Source organism: Streptomyces sp. NPDC103540 (assembly GCF_055584445.1).
On the sequence record NZ_JBVJMA010000010.1, the window covers coordinates 153,387 to 168,521 of the forward strand.

General features: G+C 72.2%; 16 protein-coding genes. 7 read left to right on the forward strand and 9 right to left on the reverse strand.

Features of this window, described 5'->3' with window-relative positions; genetic code table 11:
- Nucleotides 1-127: 127 nt before the first annotated feature.
- A complete protein-coding gene (locus tag ACZ6ZI_RS24570) occupies nt 128-1,159 on the reverse strand; it encodes an AraC-like ligand-binding domain-containing protein (protein WP_469524209.1) in 1,032 nt (343 codons plus the stop codon).
- Nucleotides 1,160-1,293: 134 nt separating this feature from the next.
- Nucleotides 1,294-2,325: a WD40 repeat domain-containing protein gene (locus tag ACZ6ZI_RS24575; RefSeq protein ID WP_469524210.1), complete on the reverse strand. Its 1,032-nt coding sequence runs from the start codon at nt 2,323-2,325 to the stop codon at nt 1,294-1,296.
- A 76-nt stretch (nt 2,326-2,401) separates the two neighbouring features.
- Here ACZ6ZI_RS24575 and ACZ6ZI_RS24580 point away from each other — a divergent pair, with 76 nt between their 5' ends.
- On the forward strand, nt 2,402-3,082 hold the full coding sequence (locus tag ACZ6ZI_RS24580) for a GDSL-type esterase/lipase family protein (protein ID WP_469524212.1): 681 nt from the start codon (nt 2,402-2,404) through the stop codon (nt 3,080-3,082).
- A 79-nt stretch (nt 3,083-3,161) separates the two neighbouring features.
- Here the strand turns inward: ACZ6ZI_RS24580 and ACZ6ZI_RS24585 are convergent, their stop codons facing one another.
- Nucleotides 3,162-4,151: an aldo/keto reductase gene (locus ACZ6ZI_RS24585; protein ID WP_469524214.1), complete on the reverse strand. Its 990-nt coding sequence runs from the start codon at nt 4,149-4,151 to the stop codon at nt 3,162-3,164.
- Nucleotides 4,152-4,370: 219 nt separating this feature from the next.
- Between ACZ6ZI_RS24585 and ACZ6ZI_RS24590 the strand changes: the two genes are divergently transcribed.
- The 3 genes from ACZ6ZI_RS24590 to ACZ6ZI_RS24600 all read left to right on the forward strand — a co-directional run bounded on the left by ACZ6ZI_RS24590 (nt 4,371) and on the right by ACZ6ZI_RS24600 (nt 5,897).
- Entirely contained in the window at nt 4,371-4,586 is a 216-nt protein-coding gene (locus ACZ6ZI_RS24590) for a hypothetical protein (protein WP_469524215.1), read from the forward strand.
- Nucleotides 4,583-5,413, forward strand: a complete 831-nt coding sequence (locus ACZ6ZI_RS24595; protein ID WP_469524217.1) for a helix-turn-helix domain-containing protein — start codon at nt 4,583-4,585, stop codon at nt 5,411-5,413. Before ACZ6ZI_RS24590 ends, ACZ6ZI_RS24595 begins: the two co-directional genes overlap by 4 nt.
- Nucleotides 5,414-5,675: 262 nt before the next feature.
- Nucleotides 5,676-5,897 carry a DUF7848 domain-containing protein gene (locus ACZ6ZI_RS24600; protein WP_363055468.1) on the forward strand — a complete coding sequence of 74 codons (222 nt, stop codon included), beginning with the start codon at nt 5,676-5,678 and terminating at the stop codon, nt 5,895-5,897.
- 235 nt (nt 5,898-6,132) lie between these two features.
- On the opposite strand, the gene ACZ6ZI_RS24605 is transcribed toward ACZ6ZI_RS24600, so the two are convergent.
- The 5 genes from ACZ6ZI_RS24605 to ACZ6ZI_RS24625 form a co-directional block, all read right to left on the reverse strand.
- On the reverse strand, nt 6,133-6,657 hold the full coding sequence (locus ACZ6ZI_RS24605; protein WP_363055467.1) for a YbaK/EbsC family protein: 525 nt from the start codon (nt 6,655-6,657) through the stop codon (nt 6,133-6,135).
- A gap of 34 nt (nt 6,658-6,691) precedes the next feature.
- Nucleotides 6,692-7,546, reverse strand: coding sequence for a dimethylargininase (gene ddaH, locus ACZ6ZI_RS24610; protein ID WP_363055466.1), 855 nt, complete (start codon nt 7,544-7,546; stop codon nt 6,692-6,694).
- A gap of 260 nt (nt 7,547-7,806) precedes the next feature.
- On the reverse strand, nt 7,807-8,370 hold the full coding sequence (thpR, locus tag ACZ6ZI_RS24615) for an RNA 2',3'-cyclic phosphodiesterase (RefSeq protein ID WP_469524219.1): 564 nt from the start codon (nt 8,368-8,370) through the stop codon (nt 7,807-7,809).
- Nucleotides 8,371-8,469: 99 nt separating this feature from the next.
- The gene (locus tag ACZ6ZI_RS24620; RefSeq protein ID WP_469524221.1) at nt 8,470-9,816 is read right to left on the reverse strand and encodes an MFS transporter; all 1,347 of its coding nucleotides are present in this window, start codon (nt 9,814-9,816) and stop codon (nt 8,470-8,472) included.
- A 26-nt stretch (nt 9,817-9,842) separates the two neighbouring features.
- A complete protein-coding gene (locus tag ACZ6ZI_RS24625; RefSeq protein WP_249767153.1) occupies nt 9,843-10,280 on the reverse strand; it encodes a MarR family winged helix-turn-helix transcriptional regulator in 438 nt (145 codons plus the stop codon).
- Nucleotides 10,281-10,409: 129 nt separating this feature from the next.
- Between ACZ6ZI_RS24625 and ACZ6ZI_RS24630 the strand changes: the two genes are divergently transcribed.
- Nucleotides 10,410-10,592 (forward strand): BrnA antitoxin family protein, encoded by a 183-nt coding sequence (locus ACZ6ZI_RS24630; RefSeq protein WP_249767154.1) that lies wholly within the window; start codon nt 10,410-10,412, stop codon nt 10,590-10,592.
- A gap of 43 nt (nt 10,593-10,635) precedes the next feature.
- On the opposite strand, the gene ACZ6ZI_RS24635 is transcribed toward ACZ6ZI_RS24630, so the two are convergent.
- Nucleotides 10,636-12,063, reverse strand: a complete 1,428-nt coding sequence (locus tag ACZ6ZI_RS24635) for an NCS2 family permease (protein WP_469524223.1) — start codon at nt 12,061-12,063, stop codon at nt 10,636-10,638.
- Between the two features lie 139 nt (nt 12,064-12,202).
- On the opposite strand from ACZ6ZI_RS24635, the gene ACZ6ZI_RS24640 reads away from it, so the two are divergent.
- Entirely contained in the window at nt 12,203-12,544 is a 342-nt protein-coding gene (locus ACZ6ZI_RS24640; protein ID WP_469524225.1) for a DUF2530 domain-containing protein, read from the forward strand.
- Between the two features lie 134 nt (nt 12,545-12,678).
- A complete protein-coding gene (locus ACZ6ZI_RS24645; RefSeq protein ID WP_469524227.1) occupies nt 12,679-15,135 on the forward strand; it encodes a cation-translocating P-type ATPase in 2,457 nt (818 codons plus the stop codon).

The following is a 15,135-nucleotide window of genomic DNA, read 5'->3' on the forward strand; positions in this document are numbered from 1 at the left end:
GCGGAGCACCCCGGTCGACCCGCAGGGCGTCATGACCGGCCACCGCGACGAACGCGGGTGGCCGGAAACAGATCTTAGACCGGCGGGGAGCACCCGCATGTGCACTGCGCGCAGCGATCGTTGACGTTCAGCGCAGGAGGTTTGGACGGGCAACCAGCCCGGGGGCGTCCGGGCCCGCCGCGGCCCGTCCCGTCGCGGCCACCGCCGTCTGGCGCAGCTCCGACGGGCTCGTCCCGTACGCCTGGCGGAAGGCCCGGCTGAAGACCGCCGCGCTGGTGAACCCCCACCGCGCGGCGATGGCGTGCACCGCCCGGCCGCGCAGTTCGGGCCGCAGCAGGTCGCTCCGGCAGCCCTCCAGGCGGCGACCGCGGATCGTGGCCGCCACCCCTTCGGGCCGTCCCTGGAAGAGCTGGTGGAGCCGGCGCACCGACACGTGGTGGCGGGCCGCGACCGCCCCGGGCGTCAGCTCGGGATCGCCCAGGTTGTGGTCGATGAAGGCGTCGATCTGCCGCAGCAGGACCTCTTCGCGGGCCTCGGCGGGCAGGTCGTCGTAGGCGTCGAGGCGTTCGGCCAGGCAGGCCGTCGCCAGCCCGAGCGCGGCCTGCCCCAGCCGGGCCAACTCCCGCTCCCCGCAGCCCTCGGCGTGCGCGTCGACGTTGTCGAGGAACTGGGCCAGGACCGCGCCCGTGCCCCGCGAGGCGGGGATCCGCTGCGCGAGCAGCCGGTCCACCCGATCGGGCCGCAACGGCAGCGAAGTGCGGGGCAGTTGCATGACGACGGCGCGGACCGTGCCGCCGTCCTCGGGCGCGCCGGCCTCGTACGGGTGGGAGGTGTCCCACAGCACGAGGTCGCCGGTGACCGACCCGGAATCGGCGCGCCGCTGCGAGATCCACATCGGGCTGCCCGTCACCAGGGCCAGTTGGTACTGCTCGGGATCGGAACGCCGGATGAGGGTGGGCGTACGGCTCGACCGCAGCGCGCCGTAGGTGAAGGTGGAGATCTGTACGGCGCCCAGGTCCAGCAGGGCGGCGTCGGCGCGGAACGCGCCGGGGTCGGCGCAGCGGATCGCCGTCGGCGCGAGGGAGCGGTCGATGATGTCGGTGAACCAGCCGAGCCGGTCCCGCGCGGGCACGCCGGCCGAGGACATCCGCACCTTCATCTCCCTTGCCCCCCTTCGCCCGTGACCCCGCCCGTGACGGTTCCGTCGCCAGGGACGCGGGCCGGCCGCCCGCGGTTCCGGGGCGGACGGGGCGGGGCGGGGCCTGCGGGAAGGGGGGGCGGGCCGTCCGGTGTTCAGTCCTTCGGGCGGCGCCGCAGCAGCCGCTTCGCCCCGAGCACCACGAGCGTGCCCGCCACCAGCACCAGGGCCCCCTTGCCGTAGCCGCCGTCGCCCTGCCCGGCCGCGCCGGCGCCGCCCGCCGGGCCCGGAGCGGGGGCGCCGGAGCGCCCCGGGGAGGGGGCGGCGGACGGGTCGGCGCCGGCCGGGGCGACGGGCACCGCCACGACCCGGCTGTCGGCGCCCTCCGCCCCGAACAGCAGCGTCCGCCCGTCCGCGCTGTACGTCACCGACTCGGCCTGCCCCTGGAACGGCGCGCCCACCCGCTCGCCCTCGCCCCGGATCCCGCCGTCCGCCCAGGCCCACGTCCGGGCCGTCAGGTAGCCGCGCAGCGTGAGCCGGGTGCCGTCCGGGGAGAAGGCCCCGTCCGTCACCCAGGGCACGTCCCCGATCCGCCGGAAGACGTTGCGCCCGTCGGCGGAGAGCCGCTCGGGGCCCTCGTACAGGCCGCCTCCGCGTTCGTTCTTGCTCGCGATGTACACCCGGCCCGTCACCGGATGCACCATCAGGGCCTCGGCGTCGCGGGGGCCGTCCGCGTACGTCACCGTGAACTGCTCGGCCCGCACGGTGGCGTCGCCGAGCGTCTTCGGCTCGGGGAAGCGGTAGATCCACACGTGGTCCCAGGTTCCGCCCCGGTTGTCGCCGATGTCGCCCACGTACAGCTGCCCGTCCGGCCCCAGGGAGATCGCCTCCACGTCGCGCGGGGTGCCGATCCCGGTCAGGGTGAGCCGGGCCACCGTCCGGCCGGTCGCCCCGTCCACCGCGTACACGTACGGGCCGTCGTCGCTGTCGTTGTGCGTCCAGTACACGCCCGGGTGCAGCCGGCTCGCCGCCAGCCCGCTCGACTCCTTGATCCGCGGGTCGGTGATGGTGAACCCGGCCGCGCCGGGCGTCTCGGCCGCCACCGCCGCGGGGGCGGCCGTCAGGGGGAGCAGGAGGGCGGCGGGTACGAGGGCGGCGGTGACGGTCCGCACGGGCAGCAGGCGCATCCCCCCAGCGTGCCGGCCCGCGCGGAGTGTCCGGCATCACAGCGGCGCCCGTCGGGTGATCCGCGATGATGACCGGATGCGTTTCATGTTCGTCGGCGACTCCATGACCATCGGACGCGCCGGCGACTACACCTGGCGCTACCGGATGTGGCGGCACCTCGACTCCACCCTGGGCCCCGCCGACCGCGTCGTCGGCCCGCGCACCGGCCTCTACGACGCCGCGACCGACGGCGCCGACAGCCACGACTACGCCGCCCCCGACTTCCCGGCGCCCGCCCGACGGCACCTGGCCGGCTGGGGCGAGGGCTGGCAGCACATGGCGCCCCTGATCGGCCCCGCCGTCGCCGAACACCGGCCCGACGTCCTGCTCGTCTCCCTCGGCCTGATCGACCTCGGCTTCTACACCAAGGCCGACCAGACCGCCGTCAACGTCCGCCGCTTCGTCGAGGCCGCGCGCGGGGCCCGGCCGGCGGTGCGGATGGTGTTCCTGCCGGTCATCGCGAACGTCCGGGCCGAGGAGGACGCCCCCTTCGCGGCGGAGGTGGCCCGCTTCAACGAGCTCCTCGCCAAGACCGTGGCCGACCTGACCACCGACGCCTCGCCGATCCTGCTCGCCGCCCGCCCGCAGGGCTACGACATCCACGTCGACACCTACGACGGCACCCACCCCAACGCCGCCGGGGAGCACCGCCTGGCGGGCGAGTTCGCCGCCGTACTGCACCAGGCGTGGGGCATCGGCGGCCCCTACCGCCCGTAGCGCGGGGCGGACCGCTCGGGTGGTGGCCGCCGCCCGCGGCGCGGGGAAGACGACCACCACCGTGCGTACGGCTACCGGCTCACCAGGCGAAGGCCTCCGGGGAGGGTCCCGGTCCGGGGAAGACCTCGTCCAGCCCGGCCAGCACCTCCTCGCCCAGCTCCAGCTCCAGCGCCCGCAGCGCGCTCTGGAGCTGCTCGACGGTGCGCGGGCCGACGATGGGGCCCGTGACGCCCGGCCGGGTCAGCAGCCAGGCCAGCGCCGTCTCGCCGGGCTCCAGGCCGTGCTTGTCCAGCAGGTCCTCGTACGCCTGCACCTGCGCCCGTACCGAGCTGTTGGCCAGGGCGTCCGCGGAGCGCCCGGAGGCGCGGCGGCCGCCCTCGACCTCCTTCTTGATGACCCCGCCGAGCAGGCCGCCGTGCAGCGGGGACCAGGGGATGACCCCGAGGCCGTAGTCCTGCGCGGCCGGGAGGACCTCCATCTCGGCGCGCCGCTCGGCGAGGTTGTAGAGGCACTGCTCGCTGACCAGGCCGACCATGCCGCGGCGGGCGGCCGTCTCGTTGGCCTGGGCGATCTTGTAGCCGGGGAAGTTGGAGGAACCGGCGTAGAGGATCTTGCCCTGTTGGATGAGCACGTCGACGGCCTGCCAGATCTCCTCGAAGGGGGTCCGGCGGTCGATGTGGTGGAACTGGTACAGGTCGATGTGGTCGGTCCGGAGCCGCTTGAGGCTGGCCTCGACGGCCCGGCGGATGTTCAGCGCCGAAAGCCGGTCCTCGTTGGGCCAGGTGTCCCCCTCGCGGGACATCGAGCCGTAGACCTTGGTGGCCAGGACCGTCTTCTCCCGCCGGCCGCCGCCCTGGGCGAACCAGGTGCCGATGATCTCCTCGGTACGGCCCTTGTTCTCACCCCAGCCATACACGTTGGCCGTGTCCACGAAATTCAGACCCGCGTCGAGGGCGGCGTCCAGGATGCCGTGACTGGTCGGTTCGTCTGTCTGCGGACCGAAGTTCATCGTGCCGAGAACGAGTCGGCTGACCTTGAGTCCGGTGCGTCCGAGCTGCGTGTACTTCATGGGACCCAAGCCAACTGCTTCGAGTCCACTCCAGGCAAGACCGGCCCGCCCTCCGGACGGCCCTGCCGGCCGGCCCCGTGCGCCACCGACCGGCCGGCGGCAGCCCGAGGCGTTTCCCGTTGTGGAAACTCCACGCCCTTGCACCGCCCTCGTCCTCCTCGGGAGCATGGGGCGGTACGCAGGGCAGTCGTACCGAGGGGGCAACGCGTGGAGGTCAGGATGCTCGTCACGACCTGTGAGAACGGGGACTGCCCCACGCTGTACGCGACGGACCGGGACACCCTTCTCGTGCAGGGCGAGGTGCCGGCCGACCAACTGGAAGGGGTGCCGGACTTCCTTGATGCCGCGCGTGCGGCGGAGTTCGTGCGCTACCGGGACACGGCGCTGACGCACGCCGAACCGTTTGCCGAATGGTGGGCGAAGCACGGCCGGTGAACAGAACGGAACTGGGATCGGCGCTGCGGGCGCTCCGGCGGGCATCCGGCAAGGAGGCCAAGGCCGTCGCGCGCAGCGCCGTCATGTCCACCGCCAAGCTGTCGAAGATCGAGAACGGCCACGTGGCGCCCGGTGTGGTGGACGTGGAGCGCATCCTGACGGCCTTGGAGGTGTCCGAGCGGGTCAAGGCCGAGTACATGGCCGCGGCGCGGGCCCAGGCCACGGAGGCGACGGCGTGGCGGCTGGTCCGGCGGATGGGCTTCCACCGGAAGCAGGAGGAGATCAGGGCGCTGGAAGCCTCGATGGGGCTCCTGCGGCTGTTCCAGCCGTCGCTGGTCCCCGGTCTGTTGCAGACACCCGAATACGCACGGGCCGTGTTGCGGGGCAAGGGACTGAGCGAGGACCGGCTCGCCCGGACCATCGGAGCTCGGATCGAGCGTCAACAGGTGCTGTACGACGCCGGCAAGCAGCTCCGCTTCGTCATCACGGAACCCGTGCTGCGCTGGCGCATCCTTCCACCCGCGATGATGGCCGGACAGCTTGACCGCATCGCCTCCGTCTCCCGCCTGTCGAACGTGGACGTCCGCATCGTCCCCCTGGACCGTCCGCAGACCGACGTGCCCGGGCACTCCTTCGTCATTCGGGACGACCGCATGGTGACCGTCGAGACCACACACGCCGAGGTGATCGTGACCGATCCCAGGGATGTCGCCCTGTACGACGACAAGTACGAGCGCTTCGCCTCGGTGGCGACCGTCGGAGACGCGACGCGAGCACGGCTCGCCGAGATCCGCGACGGGTTCTTGCGCGAACGGGAAACGGGCTAGATCCCGCTTACCGGCGAGTGGACCATCGTCCTCACCGATGAAGCCGGCGGGAGGCACACGACATGAACAGAGCGCGGACGACGATGTCGGGGCCGGTGTACCTGTCCTTGCCGAACGTGCCGCCGGGGCCGGTGGACGGGTGTGGGGTGTGCCGGGCCCTGGTCGCGCAGCGGCGGGAGGCCCGGGGCCGGGGCGACCTGTCGGCCGTGACCGACGCGGACGTGGAGCTCCGCAACCACCCTCACCGGGATCGGAGGCCGTGATGACGCGTTCGGTGCTGCGGTACGTGCAACACCGCATCGGTCGGCATCCGGGGACGGACGTGACCTTCGAGGCCGAGTGCCTGCGCTGCGACTGGCAGGCGCCGGCCTGCGACGACGGGGCGGCGGTGGATGTGGCGTGCATGAGCCACACGGGCCGGACGGGGCACCGGGGGTTCCGTCGCCGGTGTACGTCCTTCGCGTGGGTCGAGCGCACGGGGTAGGCCCGCGGTCCGACCGTCGGTCCGGGTACGCCGGAGCGGGCCGGGGCGGGTGGGGCTACTGGCCTACGGCGGCCGCCACGGCGACGACGAGGAACATCAGCACGAGCACACCGGCCATGACACGGTTTCTGGTCTTCGGGTCCACCCGTCGAGACTAACGCGGCGGCCCCCGGCACTCGTGCCGGGGGCCGCGAGACTTCCGTCATGCCGGGGCGGGGGCGGCCCCGGCGCCGGCTCAGCCGCCCACCGGCACCAGGGCGGCTTCCCGGCCCACCCGGGCGGCGCGCGGGCGGGCCACGGCCACGTAGCTCGCGGTGCCCAGGGCCACCGACTCGTCGAGCCGGCCCGCGTTGAACCAGATCTCGTCGTGCTCCAGCAGCGCCGGGTCGACCACCACCTCCACGGTGGGGTCGAAGCTGATCGGCATGATCGAACCGCTGACGCAGCCCGTCAGGCGTTCGGCGACCTCGCGCACGGCGAAGGAGGCCTTCGTGCCGCCGTACTCGTCCCGTACGGCGTCCAGGTCGACCCGGTGGTGGCCGGGCACCACGGCGATCACGTAGCGGCGCTGCTTGCGTCCCAGCGCCACTCTGATGACCATGCACTTGGCCGCCTGTTCGAGGGGGTGGCCGCGCAGGAGGCTGGCGAGTTCGGTCCGCCCCTCCGGGGCGTGGCGCAGCAGCCGGTAGTCGGCTCCCGAGCCCGCGAGGAGGTCGATCAGACGGGCGTAGCTGTCCGCGATCGCGGTCGCAGAGGTCACAACGGTCCTTTCCGGAAACTTCGTTGGCGGTGACTCAGCGCTCGCGCAGCTCCAGGGTGCAGCACTTCACGCTGCCGCCCGCCTTGAGGAGTTCGGAGAGGTCGACTCCGATCGGCTCGAAGCCGCGTGCGCTGAGCTGGGCCTTCAGGCCGGTGGCCGCCTCCGGCAGCAGCACGTGGCGGCCGTCGGAGAAGGCGTTCAACCCGAAGGCCGCGGCGTCCTCGGCGGTGGCGAGGATCGCGTGGGGGAACAGGGTGGCGAGCACCGACCGGCTGCCCTCGGAGAAGGCGGCCGGGTAGTACATGACCTCGTCGTCGCCGAGCACGGCGAGCGCCGTGTCCAGGTGGTAGTAGGCCGGGTCGACGAGGGTCAGGCTCGTCACGGGCAGCCCGAAGAACTCCTGGGCCTCGGCGTGCGAGCGCGGGTCGGTGCGGAAGCCGGTGCCGGCCAGGAGCCGGCGGCCGACGGTGAGGAAGTCGCCCTCGCCCTCGTTGACGTACTCGGGCCACAGCAGTTCGGTGTGGCCCCGGCGGGCGAACCAGTCGAGGTACGCGGGGCCCTCGGCGGTGCGCTGGACGTGCCGGAAGCGGGCCCCGTACACCTTGCCGTCGACGACGGTGGCGCCGTTGGCGGCGAACACCATGTCGGGCAGCCCGTCGACCGGTTCGATCTCCTCCACGACGTGGCCGAGTTCGAGGTACAGGTCGCGCAGCCGCTCCCACTGGCGGACGGCGAGGGCGGTGTCGGTGCTCTTCTCCGGGTGCATCCACGGGTTGATCGAGTACGTGACGTCGTAGTGCCGCGGCCGGCACATCAGCAGTCGGCGTCGGGTGGCGACGCGCGAGGGGGCCGGGAGGGTGGTGGTCGCGGCGGGCTCGGTGAGCGGCACGGGAACTCCTTCAAGGGTGGCTGGAGGGACTCCGGGTCGCGCGCGAGGTGGCGCGGGCGACCGGCGGTGCGTGCGGTTGCGTCAGCGGGCGGAGGGGAGCGGGTGCTCGCCGGGAGCATGCCGGTATCGCCTCTACTGCTTCTGTTTCACCGGAATCCGGATTCCGCGCCACGAAGTACGGGCGACGCCCGAGTGAACCGTCCCGGAACGTCGGCCCGCGCGGGGCGGGAGGAGGAAGGGGAGCGGCGCCGGCGGCCCGGTCAGCGGCCGGTCAGGGGCCAGTCGCCGACGGTCTCGTAGCGGGGCCGTTCGCCCGGGATCCCGCTGGTGGGGAGGTTGCTGCGGACCAGGCTGAGGCGCTCCGCGCGCCAGCGGGCGCCTTCGAAGGCGGCGAGCCCGTCGAGGTAGGGGGTGAGGTCGGCGTGGGCTCCGGCGCGGGCGCGGGCCAGGGTGACGTGGGGGGTGTAACGGTGGTGGCCCTCCATGGGGACCCCGGCGCGGCGGGCGGCGGCGTCGGCGCGTTCGGCGAGCATCCGCAGGGCGTCGAGGTCGCCGGCGGCGCCGACCCACAGGGAGCGGGCGCCGAAGTGGCCGGCGCCGCGCAGGCGCAGCGGGAAGGGGGCGGTGCGGGAGGCGGCGCGCCCGAGCCGGGCGTGCAGATCGGGCAGGACCTCGTCGCGGACCTCGCCCATGAAGGCGAGCGTGAAGTGTCGGCCGGCCTCGGCGGTCCAGCGCAACCCCGCGTCGGCCGGCAGCGCGGCGAGGGCCGTGCGCAGTTCCCCGAGGGCCTCGGCCGGGGGCAGCACCGCGGCGAACAGCCTCATCCTCCGACGATAGCCCGACCGGCCCCGCCCCCCGAGGGGGACGGGGCCGGTTTCGGCCGCCAGGCCGCCAGGCCGCCAGGCCGCCAGGCGGTCAGGCGGTCAGGCGGCGGTCGCGAGCTCGCGGGGCCGCGCGGAGGGGACGAACGTGACGCCGTGGCGGCCGACGCGCAGGCGCAGGTTGCCGACGCGCGACAGCACCAGGCCGACGCCGAGCGCCGCCACCAGGGAGATCAGCCCGCCGGAGGCCATGCCGACGCGGGCCCCGTAGGTGTCGGTGATCCAGCCCACGAGCGGGGCGCCGAGCGGGGTCCCCCCGGTGAAGACCATCATGAACAGCGCCATGACCCGGCCGCGCATCTCGGGGTCGGTGGCCATCTGGACGCTGGAGTTCGCCACGACGTTGACGGTCAGGCCGAAGACGCCGACGGGCACGAGCAGCGCGGCGAACAGCCAGAAGCCGGGCGCGAACGCCGTCGCCAGCAGCAGGACGGAGAACAGTCCGGCGGCGGCGACCAGCAGCCGCAGCCGGGTGTGGCCGCGTCGGGCCGCGAGCAGCGCGCCGATCAGCGAGCCGGCCGCGATCAGGGTGTTGAACAGCCCGTACGTGCCCGCGTCGCCGTGGAAGACGTCGCTGACGAACGCGGACAGCCAGATCGGGAAGTTGAACCCGAAGGTGCCGATGAAGCCGACCAGGACGATCGGCCAGACCAGCTCGGGCCGCCCCGCGACGTAGCGCAGGCCCTCCCGGAGCTGGCCCTTGGCCCGCGGCTGCGGGGTGACGGGGTGCAGCTCGCGGCTGCGCATCAGCAGCAGCGCAGCGATGGGCGCGGCGAAGGACAGTCCGTTCAGCAGGAAGGCCCAGCCGGATCCGACGGCGGTGATCAGCACGCCGGCGATCGCCGGGCCGACCAGCCGCGCGGACTGGAAGTTGGCGGAGTTCAGGCTGACCGCGTTGGCGACCTGCGCGGGACCGACCATCTCGGACACGAACGTCTGCCGCGCCGGGTTGTCGACGACGGTGACCAGGCCCAGCAGGAAGGCCGCGAGGTAGACGTGCCACACCTGGACGTGCCCGGCCAGGGTGAGGACGGCGAGCGCGACGCCGGTGAGGCCCATGGCGGCCTGCGTGGCGATCAGCAGCGGTCGCTTGGGCAGCCGGTCGGCGAGTACGCCTCCGTAGAGGCCGAACAGCAGCATCGGCAGGAACTGCAGCGCGATGGTGATGCCGACGGCGGAAGCGGAGCCGGTCAGTGAGAGGACCAGCCAGTCCTGCGCGATGCGCTGCATCCAGGTGCCCGTGTTCGAGACGACCTGGCCGGTCGCGAAGAGCCGGTAGTTCCGGATCCTCAGCGAGCCGAACATGGAGTTCCGGCTCGCCGCCGCGACGGGGGTGGTGGGGGTGGATGTATGGCCGGGTGCGGAGTCTGCTCCGGTTCCCGTACTCAAAAGCGTTCGCCTCCTGGCGTCGTTCCTTACAAGTGCGCGAGCTTCTCCAGGACGGGTGCGGCCTCGCGGAGCTTGGCCCATTCGTCCTCGGTGAGCTCTGCCGCGAGCCCGGCCAGGAAGGCGTTGCGCTTGCGGCGGCTCTCTTCGAGCATCGCCTCGGCCACCTCGGTCTGGCTGACCACCTTCTGGCGGCGGTCGTCGGGGTGCGGCTCCAGCCTGACCAGGCCCTTGGCCTCCAACAGCGCGACGATGCGCGTCATCGAGGGCGGCTGCACGTGCTCGCGTCGGGCCAGCTCACCGGGGGTGGCCTGGCCGCAGCGGGCGAGGGTGCCGAGGACCGACATCTCGGTCGGGCTCAGCGATTCGTCGACGCGCTGGTGCTTCAGGCGTCGGCCCAGCCGCATGACGGCGGAGCGGAGATCGTTCACGGCGGCAGCGTCGTCGCCATGGGAAAGGTCAGGCATGTCTTTAGAGTAACTCATTACTTTTCCTAAGTACCACCGGGTTACGGTCCCGACCCGCATCACTCGTACGGGTGAGCCGCCGGCGGAAAGTGACACGCGTCGGCACCGTGTGGCCCGACCCTGTCGGGCATGGGGACACATGTGCTGAGCATGCGCATAGACGGGGAGCTGTTGGACCGGCTCCGGCACCATGCCGCCAAACGCGGAATGAGCGTCCAGGACTATGTCGTCCGGACGCTCATTCGCGACGATTTCGACGAGCGGTTCAAGGCCGCCGTCGACGAGACGGAGAAGTTCTACGGGCTGACGTAGCGCTTTCGCGCGCGTACCCGTGGCCGCTCTCCGGGCGGGACCGCTACGTGAGGCCCAGGGCCGGCATCGCGTAGTAGAAGACGAAGACCGCCGAGACGACGTACATGGCGGCCGGGACCTCGCGGCCCCGGCCCGTCGCCAGGCGCAGCACGCTGAAGCTGATGAAGCCGATGCCGATGCCGTTGGTGATCGAGTAGGTGAACGGCATCATCACCATGGCCAGGAAGGCCGGGACGGCGATGGTGAAGTCGCTCCAGTCGATGTCCTTGACGGAGCCGGCCAGGATCAGGAAGCCCACCGCCACGAGGGCGGGGGTGGCGGCCTGCGACGGGACCATCGTGGCCAGCGGCGTGAGGAACAGCGCCACGGCGAAGAGGCCGCCGGTGACGACGTTGGCCAGGCCGGTGCGGGCGCCCTCGCCGACGCCCGCCGTGGACTCCACGAAGCAGGTGGTGGCCGAGGACGAGGTGGCGCCGCCGGAGGCCACGGCCAGGCCGTCGATGAGCAGGACCTTGTTGATGCCGGGGAAGTTGCCGTCCTGGTCGATCAGCTTGGCCTCGTCGCCGACGCCGAGGATCGTGCCCATCGCGTCGAAGAAGCAGGACAGCAGGACGGTGAAGACGAACAGGATCCCCGTCAGCAGTCCGACCTTGCCGAAGCCGCCGAAGAGGCTGACCTGGCCGACGAGCCCGAAGTCGGGGGCGGCCACCGGGTTGCCCGGCCACTGCGGGACGGTCAGGCCCCAGGCCTGGTCGGGCAGGTCGCTGACGGCCTGGACGAGGACGGCGACCAGGGTCATCACGACGATGGAGATCAGGATCGCGCCGGGGACCTTGCGGATGAGCAGGGCCAGCGTGAGCAGGACGCCGATCACGAAGACCAGCACCGGCCAGCCGTCGAGGTGCCCGTTGCCGCCGAGCTGGAGCGGGACGGTGGTGTGCGCGGCGTCCGGGATGCGCGAGACGAAGCCGGAGTCGACCAGGCCGATCAGCATGATGAACAGGCCGATGCCGATCGCGATGCCCTTGCGCAGGCCTCCCGGGACCGCGTTCATGACCCGCTCGCGCAGGCCGGTGGCGACCAGCAGCATCACCACGAAGCCGGCGAGGACGACCATGCCCATGGCGTCGGGCCAGCTCATGCGCGGGGCGAGCTGGAGCGCGACGACGGTGTTGACGCCGAGGCCGGCGGCCAGCGCGATCGGCACGTTGCCGATGACACCCATGAGGAGGGTGGTGAACGCGGCCGTCAGGACGGTGGCGGTGACGAGCTGGCCGCCGTCGAGCTGGTGGCCGTACATGTCCTTCGCGCTGCCGAGGATGATCGGGTTCAGCACGATGATGTAGGCCATCGCGAAGAAGGTCGCGAAGCCTCCGCGGACCTCGCGGGCCACGGTCGAGCCGCGCTGCGAGATCTTGAAGAAGCGGTCCAGGCTGCTGGTGGGGGCCGCGGCGGGTGCCGAGGTGCTCATGCGGTCCTCAAACTGGTTGATTTAGTGGTTCGTACGAAGAAATCCGGCCGTAGGCAAACCGTTTCAGTATGAACACATGAACGAAGGCCAGTCCATCTCCGCGCGTAGACCCCATTTCGCGCCACCTAGACTGGACGCCATGGCGAAGTGGATTGCTCAGCACGAGGCGCCCGAGCCCCTTGAGGGTCCGGTGGTCGCCACCATCACCGGCGGCACGATCCTCTGGTTCGCCCTGTTCCTCGTCCAGCTCCCGTTCTACGGATGGTTCGCGGACCGGGACCTGCTGTGGTGGCTGTGGACCTGCGCGGCCGGCGGCGGGCTCGGCCTGATCGGCATCTGGTACGTCCGCGGCCGCGACGCCGCGCTCAAGCGCCACGCCGCCGAGCGGGCGGCGGCCGAGCACGCGGCCGAGCAGTCGGCCGCACCGGCCGAGCGGGCGGCGGCCGAGCGGGCCGCCGGGGAGGCGGACACCACCCCCTGACGGCGCCCCCTCACGCGCCCCCGACGGCGCCGGGCCCACGTGCCCCTACCGGGGGACGATTCCGCTCATCCTGAAGTCGGATCTTCCGACCGCTCGACGGGTGAAGCGTTCGAACCGCCCTTACCGTCGGAAGCATGACTCAGCGGGCGAAGATCGACCACGACGGGCCCGAGCGGGCCGGCGGAGCCGCCATCGACGCGGGAGCCGAGCTCGATCCCGTCCACCCGATGAAGCCGCCCGCCCCCCGTTTCAAACCGGGCGGCCTCAGCACCGCCGAGGTCGCCGAACGCGTCGCGCGCGGCGAGGTCAACGACGTCCCGGTCCGCTCCTCGCGCTCCACCGCCGACATCGTCCGCGGCAACGTCTTCACCCGCTTCAACGCGATCATCGGCGTCCTGTGGGTGATCATGCTGATCGTCGCCCCCATCCAGGACAGCCTCTTCGGCTTCGTGATCATCGCGAACACCGGAATCGGCATCATCCAGGAACTGCGCGCCAAGAAGACCCTCGACGGCCTCGCCGTCATCGGCGAGGCCAAACCGAGCGTCCGCCGCGACGGGGCCACCGCCGAGATCTCCACCTCCGAGATCGTCCTCGGTGACGTCGTCGAACTCGGACCCGGCGACAAGGTCGTCGTCGACGGCACCGTCGGCGAGGCCGACGGCCTGGAGATCGACGAGTCCCTGCTCACCGGCGAGGCCGACCCCGTCCTGAAGAAGCCCGGCGACCCCGTCATGTCCGGGTCCTTCGTCGTCGCCGGCGGCGGCGCCTTCACCGCCACCAAGGTCGGCCGCGAGGCCTACGCCGCCCAGCTCGCCGAAGAGGCCTCCCGCTTCACGCTCGTCCACTCCGAGCTGCGCTCCGGCATCTCCACCATCCTCAAGTACGTCACCTGGATGATGATCCCGACCTCCATCGGCCTGATCATCAGCCAGCTCGTCGTCAAGGACAACAACCTCAAGGACGCCATCGCCCGCACCGTCGGCGGCATCGTCCCGATGATCCCCGAAGGCCTCGTCCTCCTCACCTCCGTCGCCTTCGCCATCGGCGTCATCCGCCTCGGCCGCAAACAGTGCCTGGTCCAGGAACTGCCCGCCATCGAGGGCCTCGCCCGCGTCGACGTCGTCTGCCTCGACAAGACCGGCACCCTCACCGAGGGCGGCATGGACGTCACCGAGCTGCGCCCCCTCGGCGGCGCCGACCCCGCCTACGTCCAGAAGGTCCTCGGCGCCCTCGGCGAATCCGACCCCCGCCCCAACGCCAGCCTCCAGGCGATCATCGACGCCTACCCCGACAGCGCCGAATGGCGCTGCACCGAATCCCTGCCCTTCTCCTCCGCCCGCAAGTACAGCGGAGCCAGCTTCAGCGAGGGCGACGGCGAGAACAACACCTGGCTGCTCGGCGCCCCCGACGTGCTCCTGCCCGCCGGCGACCCCGCCCTGGAGGAGATCGACTCCCTCAACGAACAGGGGCTGCGCGTCCTGCTCCTCGCCCGCTCCACCCGCGAACTCGACGACCCGGAAGTGGCCGGCGGCGCCCGCCCCACCGCCCTCGTCGTCCTCGAACAGCGCCTGCGCCCCGACGCCGCCGACACCCTGCGCTACTTCGAGGACCAGGACGTCAAGGCCAAGGTCATCTCCGGCGACAACGCGGTCTCCGTCGGCGCGGTCGCCGGCAAACTCGGCCTGCCCGGCGCACAGCACACCGTCGACGCCCGACGGCTGCCCACCGACCAGGCCGAGATGGCGGCCGTCCTCGACGCGAACGCCGTCTTCGGCCGCGTCACCCCGCAGCAGAAGCGGGACATGGTCGCGGCCCTCCAGGCCAACGGCCACACCGTCGCCATGACCGGCGACGGCGTCAACGACGTCCTCGCCCTCAAGGACGCCGACATCGGCGTCTCCATGGGATCGGGCTCCGAGGCCACCCGCGCCGTCGCGCAGATCGTCCTCCTCAACAACAGCTTCGCCACCCTGCCCTCGGTGGTGGCCGAGGGCCGCCGCGTCATCGGCAACATCACCCGCGTCGCGACCCTCTTCCTCACCAAGACCGTCTACTCGGTGCTCCTGGCCATCCTGGTGGTCTGCTCCCAGGTCGAGTACCCGTTCCTGCCCCGGCACCTGACGCTGCTGTCCACCCTCACCATCGGCATCCCGGCCTTCTTCCTCGCCCTCGCCCCCAACAAGGAACGCGCCCGGCCCCACTTCGTGAAACGGGTCATGCGCTACGCCATCCCCGGCGGGGTCGTCGCCGCCGTCGCCACCTTCGTGTCCTACCTCGTCGCCCGCGCCCACTACAGCGGCCCCGGCGCCCTCGAGGCCGAGACCAGCGCGGCGACGCTCACCCTGTTCCTCACCTCGATGTGGGTCCTCGCGATCATCGCCCGCCCCTACACGTGGTGGCGCGTCGGCCTCGTCGGCGCGATGGGCGCCGCCTTCCTGATCGTCCTCGTCGTCCCCTGGCTCCAGGAGTTCTTCCAGCTGAAGCTGGAGGGCGTGACGATGCCCTGGATCGCCGTGGGCATCGCCGCGGCCGCCGCCGCCCTGATCGAGGTCACCTTCCGCTGGGTGGACCGCAGGTTCCCGGCCTGA